This window comes from Streptomyces sp. NPDC056527, assembly GCF_042794475.1.
GTDB lineage: Bacteria > Actinomycetota > Actinomycetes > Streptomycetales > Streptomycetaceae > Streptomyces.
Genome location: NZ_JBHTTQ010000033.1, coordinates 62,182 through 69,709 on the forward strand (window position 1 = coordinate 62,182; position 7,528 = coordinate 69,709).

General features: G+C 70.3%; 6 protein-coding genes. 1 reads left to right on the plus strand and 5 read right to left on the minus strand.

Annotated elements, in window-relative coordinates:
- Positions 1-4 precede the first annotated feature (4 nt).
- From ACFQ7Q_RS18315 to ACFQ7Q_RS18335, 5 genes are all read right to left on the minus strand, one after another.
- Positions 5-2,002 (minus strand): N-acetylmuramoyl-L-alanine amidase, encoded by a 1,998-nt coding sequence (locus ACFQ7Q_RS18315; protein WP_383556022.1) that lies wholly within the window; start codon positions 2,000-2,002, stop codon positions 5-7.
- 103 nt (positions 2,003-2,105) lie between these two features.
- Positions 2,106-2,420: a hypothetical protein gene (locus ACFQ7Q_RS18320; protein ID WP_383556026.1), complete on the minus strand. Its 315-nt coding sequence runs from the start codon at positions 2,418-2,420 to the stop codon at positions 2,106-2,108.
- 247 nt (positions 2,421-2,667) lie between these two features.
- A complete protein-coding gene (locus ACFQ7Q_RS18325; RefSeq protein ID WP_383556029.1) occupies positions 2,668-3,657 on the minus strand; it encodes a polyprenyl synthetase family protein in 990 nt (329 codons plus the stop codon).
- Between the two features lie 152 nt (positions 3,658-3,809).
- Positions 3,810-4,961: a tetratricopeptide repeat protein gene (locus tag ACFQ7Q_RS18330; RefSeq protein WP_383556031.1), complete on the minus strand. Its 1,152-nt coding sequence runs from the start codon at positions 4,959-4,961 to the stop codon at positions 3,810-3,812.
- A gap of 332 nt (positions 4,962-5,293) precedes the next feature.
- Positions 5,294-6,463, minus strand: a complete 1,170-nt coding sequence (locus ACFQ7Q_RS18335; RefSeq protein WP_383556034.1) for an NADH:flavin oxidoreductase — start codon at positions 6,461-6,463, stop codon at positions 5,294-5,296.
- Between the two features lie 304 nt (positions 6,464-6,767).
- Here ACFQ7Q_RS18335 and ACFQ7Q_RS18340 point away from each other — a divergent pair, with 304 nt between their 5' ends.
- Positions 6,768-7,412: a GAP family protein gene (locus tag ACFQ7Q_RS18340; protein WP_383556037.1), complete on the plus strand. Its 645-nt coding sequence runs from the start codon at positions 6,768-6,770 to the stop codon at positions 7,410-7,412.
- The last annotated feature ends 116 nt before the right edge of the window (positions 7,413-7,528 follow it).

Consider the following 7,528-nt stretch of genomic DNA (forward strand, 5'->3'; position numbering starts at 1 on the left):
GGTGTCAGCGGAGCGTTTCCGCGTGGTTCACGGTGGCAAGACGGCGGTTGTACTGGATCACGTCGTACTTCTGGTCCCCAGTGACCACGACCTCCGGGCGCGTGGGTGTCGCAGGGAAGAAGTCGTCGGCGCCCACCGGTGTGCGAGCGGCGACGTACGCCTGCCCTTGGGGGAACGCGTACATGTCGAACCGCGTCTGTTCCGACGCAGTCACTCCCTGGGGGTACTCGTCGACGCGAGGGTAAGCCGTTGTGTAGACCGAGACAGACTGTGCCCCACTCGCGGGACGGACGATCCGCGCGTCCGGGACGGGGCGGGTGTGGATGCCCGCAGGGTTGTGGATCCATCCCTTCTGCCCACTGAACCAGATGGCCGTCCAGTCCCCTCGCACGTCGGCGACGACGAACTCCTGCCCCCACATCGCGGTGGCTCCCCAGTCGTCGATGCGGTTGGTTCCCGCCGCCCCGGTCGGATGGAGGGCGCGATCGGATACGAGCGGGGCATCGTCGGCGGGCGCCGCGCGGACGTAGAGGAAGTTCGAAGGCTGGGTCTGGGTATGGCACTTCGGATCGCATACCGTGACTGTCTGCGAGTTCTTGCCGTACTCCGGGGCGATCATGACCGCCTGTCCGATCCCGATGCTCTCCCCTCCGGCTCCTCCCTCCGTCCCGAGCTTCTGGGGGGCATCGGCATCGAGGAGAGCCATGAACTTCTCCCAGTCCCAGTAGGGGCCGGGGTCCCAGTGTGCGTCCGGCGCGCGGGCCGGCCTCGGCGGGAGGACGTTGTCGTGTCCGATGATGTGCTTGCGGTCCAGTGGGACGTCGAAGCGCCCTGCGAGGTAGACCACCAGCGCGGCAGTCGCCTTGTACTGGGCGGGGGTGAACCAGGTGGGACCCTGGGCGGCGTACCCCTCCAGTTCGATACCGACGCTGTGCAGGTTGACCCAGTAGTTTCCGGCGTGGAAGGCGATGTCCTTGGTGGCAACCATCTGCGTCGCCTCACTGCCGTCGGCCTTCATCACGTAATGCGCGGAGACCCCGCTGACGGGGTTCTGGAACCAGCTGATTCCCCCGTCGTAGGACCCTTCGAGGTCATGGATGACGATGAAGTCGACGTCCATGCCGTTCGAGTTCCGCGCGGACACCTGGTAGTTCGAGGGGGCAGCGGGAGCGAACCGGCAGTTCAGCTCGTCGGGGCACTCCGGCACCGCCGCTACGGGAAGCGTCCGCAACCTCAGGGAGGCGAGTTGTGACTTCGACGGACGGACGTCCGGCCTCTTCGACAGCGACACCGTCCGGCCGTCCTCGCGCACACGCTGCCGACCGGTGCGGATCGCCGTGAACACGCCGTCGGCGAACTGTCCGGCCGTCGCGGTGTCGGCGGCCTGGCCGTACCGTGCCACAGCCCCGTACCAGCTGCCTGGATCCGGCGAGAACTCACGGGTGATCTGCCGTTGATACGAGGCGAGGAGAGCAGCGCCCCCTCGGAGGTTCTGCAGTTCGTCCCTCTTGAGCGTCTGGGGTGCGACGCCGATCATTGCGGCGGCGGCCTGCAGGGTGTGCTCGGAAGGGTCGTCGGTGCCCGTGGCATCCACCGGCCCTTCGCCCGGGCGGTGAGCGTACGTCTTCCCGGACGTCGTGTCTGTCAGGTGCATCGGGCCGTAGCCGCCCTTGGTGCTCGGGCGGCCATGGTTGCCCTCCCACCAGGAGGACTCGTAGCTGACGCCGAGAAGCACTTCCTTCGGCACACCGAACTCTGCTGCCGCCTGTTCGGCCGCCCGCTCGAAGCCACCCGGTGTCACTTCGGACGGCTGGGCGACTCCAGCGGCGGCGCAGCCCCAGATGAGGGCTACCGCCACACCCGCAGCGCCGACACCCCGTCGCGCCCTTCGTCTTCTGGCCACACCACGTCCCGTTTCGCTATCGCGGTCGGAGTTGTCTTCGAGGCCGTTCCTCCGGCCGCCACAATCCTTTGGGCGACAGCCTCCTGATCCGACCGACACGCCCAATACACGCGGGCCCGTCACCGCACCGGAGCAGTTGACGATCAGGACGGGGCCGAAACAGAGAGACACCCCAAGCGGCTGTCCCGTAGCTCCTTCGGCGTCAGTCGATGATGGGGCCGGCTGCCGACCAACGCTGGTCCTGGGGCCTTTGATGTCCGGAATCCAGGCGATTGCCGTTCGCATCGACGACGGCGTAGTCGCCCACGATCTTGTAGGGGTCACCGTCCTCGTAGAGCCACACGGTGATGCAGCCCTTCGAGATGGAGGTGTCGAACCAGACATCGATCCCCTCCGCCTCGGAACGGACCGTGAGTGCCTCCCCGGGCTTCAACCAGTAGTCCTCGCAGTACGGTTCGATGAAGAGACAGAGGTCGATGTCGCCCCGGTTCTCCACAGGCAAACTGCTGCGGCCCACGTGTCCCCCAAAGATCGACTTCCCCCCGAGCCCGTCACACACACTAGCCGCAGCGCCCTCCAGGCCCGTCCTGCTCCCCGCCGAGGGCCTCATTGCGCAGTGCGGGATTCGGGCACCAGCTCTAGCGGGCCAGAACCCCGTAGCCGAGAGGCACCGATCGCTCCCGCATGCCCCACCGCATCACGCGCCGGGCCGACGGGGTGTGCGCGACAGGCACACCCCTTCCGGCGCATGTGGTGTCGGCTCATCACCAACTACGGTCCAGCACGTACGTGAACAAGGCATCCAGATCCCCGGCGCCTTGAGGCTCGAGTGATGCCTCCCTCAGGCCCCGGCGGGCAGCGTCCAGGTGTCGGCGCGCCTCGTCACGGGTCGCGGTCCGCCCGCCCGCCTCCTCCACGAGCACAGCGGCTTGTGCCACTGCCGTGCCGTGCAGTCGCCCGGGAGAATCCAGCAGCGTCGCCAGCTCGCGGGCGGCCGTTCCGCCCGTGGCCAGCGCGGCGAGGACCGGGTAGGTCTTCTTGCCCTGCCGCAGGTCGCTGTGGACGGGCTTGCCCGTCACCGCCGGGTCACCCCAGATGCCGAGCAGGTCGTCCACCGCTTGGAAGGCGATGCCCAGGTGACGCCCGGCCTGTTCCAGTGCCGACACGGTCCGGGCAGGAGCACCGCCGAGCACCGCCCCGAGCCCGATCGCACTCCCCAGCAGGGCCCCGGTCTTCTGCTCCGCCATCGACCGGTACTGCTCCAACTCCACCGCACCGGTTCCGGTCCATGGGCGCTGCTCGAAGCGCAGATCGTCCGCCTGCCCGCACACCAGCGCGTGGAGCGTCCCGCACAGGTGCCGGACCGCGCCCGCTGCCCAGGGGCTCGGCGCCTCGGCGAGGGTCTGCACGGCCAGGGCGTGGAGGGCGTCGCCGGCCAGGACGGCCGGGCCGGTGCCGTACGCCTTCCATACCGCCGGTCGCTGCCGTCGCAGGCCGTCGCCGTCCATGATGTCGTCGTGGAGCAAGGAGAAGGTGTGCACCAGCTCCGTGGCCACCGCGCCCGCGACGGCGACGCTCCCGTCCGCTCCCACTGCCTCGGCCCCCAGCACGGCGAGCGCCTGCCGCACTCCCTTCCCCTCGGAGCCGCTCGGATCCGGCGTGCCGGTCGCATCGCTCCAGCCCAGCGCGTACGCCGCCATCTCGCCGGTCCACGGATGCAGGCGCCCCACCGCCTCCACCAGTGCGGGCCGCACCAGCTCACGACAGCGCGCTACGACACCGGGCACAGTGCTGTGGCGGCCATGGGACGCGGCCGCGACGGCACAGGCCGCCGCACTCCGTGAGTCGGTGGGCGCGGGAGCCGTCGACGGCGTCGGCGCCGGTGACGTCGTTGTCAGGGAGGTATTCACCGCAGTCCCTCCGCATCGGCCGCCCGCAGCGCCTCCACCCCGGCCGCCGGCAGCACCGCATCCCCTGCCCCCGACCCGACTCCGGCCTCGTCCGGCAGTGGACCCACGCCCAGCTCCGCCGCGGCCTTCTCCACCATCTCCCGGGCATGCCGCAGCCCGATGCGGTCCAACACCGAGCGCAGTTCCGCCAGCTCGCCGGCGCTCTGCGCGGCGTCCCGGCCCAGCCGGGCCCGCGCCTTGACCAGTCCCAGCCTCGAAAGCGCCGTCCCCCGCGGCTCCTCCATCTCGCGGAACTCCTCAAGAGCCCGCGTATACAGCTCACGGGCCTCCTCGTACCGGCCCGCCCGGTACAGCACGTTGCCACGCATCTTGTGGTTGTAGGCGAGCGCGCTGGACAGCCGCATCTCCAGGCATGCCTCCTCCGCCTGCGACAGCAGCGACAGGGCACGTTCCACGTCCCCGTCCCGCGCGGACACGACATCGGCGACCCCTCGCAGCGCCCATGCCCACCCGCGTCGGTCCTCGGCGCGCGACGCCGTCTCGGCCGCCTCCTCGAAGAGCGCCAGCGCCTTGTCGTAGGCCCCGGTGTTGCGGTGCATCTGCGCGATGCCCTCCAGCGCCCACACCGTATGCCGGGCCTCACCGCGCCGCCGGGCCTCGGCCAGCAGCTGCTCGTGCAGCCTTCCCACAGCCGCGTAATCGCCCTGTATGCGCCCCGTCTCGGCAAGCCCCGCGAGGGAGTAGCCCCGGACAACGATGTCGCCGCCGCGCTCGCCCATCTCGGCCGCCAGCCGCAGCAGCCGGTACGCCAGTGGGAACGCCCCCCGCTGCCGGGCCAGCGTGCCACCGCTCCACAGCGCCCACGCCATCGCACCCTCGTGCCCGGCCGAGCGCGCCGCGCGGTAGCTCGCCTTCCACGCCCGATCGGCCTCCTCGATCCGCCCCAGCCTCCGGCATGCCTCCGCGACCGCGAGCCCGCAGCGCGCCGCCTCCTGCCGGTCACCGGCTCGCTCCGCCGCCCGCAGCTCCTCGATGCCCCGGGCGAGCACGTCGGCCAACGGAGCGTTGACCGACATCGATCCGAGAACTCCCTGGTACTCCGGCGCGGACGCCTTCGTCCGTCCCGCTTCACATACCTGACCTGCCATCAGAACCCTCCTCCAGCCGAACTTGGTGATCAAGACGACGAGGGGAGGCTGAGGTTCCCTGCGAGCCGGAAAGTCCGTCTCGGTACGGGCGCGGGGTCATCCCGAAGTGCTACAGGGCCCACCGGGGACTCCTCAGCAAGTCGTACGACGCCTCCACCGGCGCCTGTCTCCGATGAAGCCCGGGTCGACGAGCGAAGCCGGAACGACGGAAGGGCACCGGTGGGAACCGGTGCCCTTCGACCTACGAGGGCATGACCTCTGCCACTGATACGTAGGGGATGGTCGGAAGTCGCGCAGATCCGATCCCGCCGACGGGGTCGGCGGCGATACGCCTAGCTCAGAGTCTGCAGCGCCGCCGGGTGGTACGGCTTCAGCTCCTCGGAGCGGTCCCCCAGGACCTTCTCGGCCCAGTGCGGGTCCTGGAGCAGGGCCCGTCCGACGGCGACCAGGTCGAACTCGTCGCGCTCCAGACGGTCGAGGAGGTTGTCGATGCTGCCGACGTCGGCGCCTTCGCCCGCGAACGCGCGGATGAAGTCGCCGTCGAGGCCGACCGAGCCGACGGTGATGGCGGGCCTGCCGGTGAGCTTCTTGGTCCAGCCCGCCAGGTTCAGGTCCGAGTCTTCGAACTCCGGGAGCCAGTAGCGGCGGGTGGAGGCGTGGAAGGCGTCGACGCCGGCCGCGGCGAGCGGTGCCAGGATGGCCTCGAGCTCCTCCGGCGTCTCGGCCAGCCTGGCGTCGTAGGCCTCCTGCTTCCACTGGGAGTAGCGGAAGATCACCGGGAATTCGGGGGAGACGGTGGCGCGGACCGCGGCCACGATCTCGGCCGCGAACTTCGTGCGGGCCACGGCGTCGCCACCGTAGGCGTCGGTACGGCGGTTCGTCCCCGCCCACAGGAACTGGTCGAGAAGGTAGCCGTGGGCGCCGTGCAGTTCGACACCGTCGAAGCCGATGCGCTCGGCGGCCGCGGCGGCCTCCGCGAAGGCCCCGATGACGTCGTCCAGGTCGCTCCGGGTCATCGCCTTGCCGGTGCCCTCGGTGCCGTCGACACGGATGCCGGAGGGGCCGATGGCGGGGGCGTCGGCGTAGGGAGCGTCGCCTTGCCTGCGGACCATGCCGATGTGCCACAGCTGGGGGACGATCGCGCCGCCCGCGGCGTGAACGGCGTCGGCGACCTCTGCCCACCCCGCCAGCTGCTCCTCACCGTGGAACCGCGGGACGCGGTCACTCTGCCCGGCCGACTCGTGGCCGACGTAGGTCCCCTCGGTGACGATCAGGCCCACACCCGCGGCGGCACGACGGGCGTAGTACGACCGCACGTCCTCTCCGGGGACGCCGCCCGGGGAGAACTGCCGCGTCATCGGCGCCATCACGATGCGGTTCGGCACGGTCAGCCCGTTGAGCGCGAAGGGCCGGGACAGGAGCTCGGCCGCGCGGGAGGCGGAGGGCGCGGAGTCGGTCGGTCCGAAGGGCGGCGTGGATGCCCTGTTCTGTGCCTGAGCCACGGAATCCCATTCCCAACTACTTAAGAACATGTAAGCTTGATAACTTCAAGCAATAAGCACGGTAGACGGCAATACTTGAGATCGTCAAGTTTCTCGCCCCTACGGGTCCTGCCACGCGGCAGTCGAAAACAGCTCCGGGGCCTGGATCGATGCATGCGAAGACGTGGGCGTGGCCTGCTTGACCGGCCGGGCCGCCGCCTGCAGAGTCGGGTTGCGGCGCCGCAGCAGCGCCGCCCGACTCTGCCGACCGGTCCGCCCGTCCCCAGGTGGCGGACGGCCCTGACACCCAGGAGCGGCTGATCCGATGGTCCTCGACCTGGTGGTGATCGGTATGGCCGTCACCCTGGGGCCGTTGCACAACAGCGCCTTCATCCTGCTGCTCTCCTCGCGGCGCGGCGTCCGCCAGGGCCTGGCGTTCCTGTTGTCGTGGCTGGCCAACCTGATTGCGGTGATCGCCTGTGTGGTGCTGCTGACCGGTGGCCAGCCCCCGACCCGTCACAGCGTGCCCTCGACCGCCGCGATCGCCGCGAGACTCGCCATCGGTCTGGCGCTGGTGTTGTACGGCGCCCACCGGCACCGCCGACCGCCCCGCCCGCACGGCCCGCCGCGCTGGTCCGCCCGGATCGACGACGCCTCCCCGGTCACGGCAGCCGGCCTGGCATGGCTGCTGCAGCCCTGGGCACTGGTCGGCGCCGGCGCCGCGACGGCCGTCGACGCGGACCTCTCCACCACCGCCGACTGGCTCGCGCTGACCGCCTACTGTCTGCTGGCCACGCTCAGCCTCATCGTCATGGAGGTCTACGTGATCCGGGCGCCCGCGGTCGCGAACGCCCGCTTGAACTCCTTGCGGACCTGGCTGGAGCAACACCAGGAGCAGCTGATCGTCGCGCTCTCCCTGTTCGTCGGCCTGTGGCTGACAGCTCGGAGCATCGACCAGTTGGTGTCCTGAATCGCACGGCCCCTGCGGGGGTGGCGCCACACAGGTGACCGCGTGGGCGAATCGCCCGCGACAGGCCCTCGCCCGTGCCGGAGATATACGTCGGGCCCGCCGCACATGGTGCGGCG

Bases quoted from the DNA above. Each gene is read 5' to 3' on its own strand.
- ACFQ7Q_RS18330 (WP_383556031.1), bottom strand. From the start codon at position 4,961: ATGGCAGGTCAGGTATGTGAAGCGGGACGGACGAAGGCGTCCGCGCCG.
- ACFQ7Q_RS18340 (WP_383556037.1), top strand. From the start codon at position 6,768: ATGGTCCTCGACCTGGTGGTGATCGGTATGGCCGTCACCCTGGGGCCG.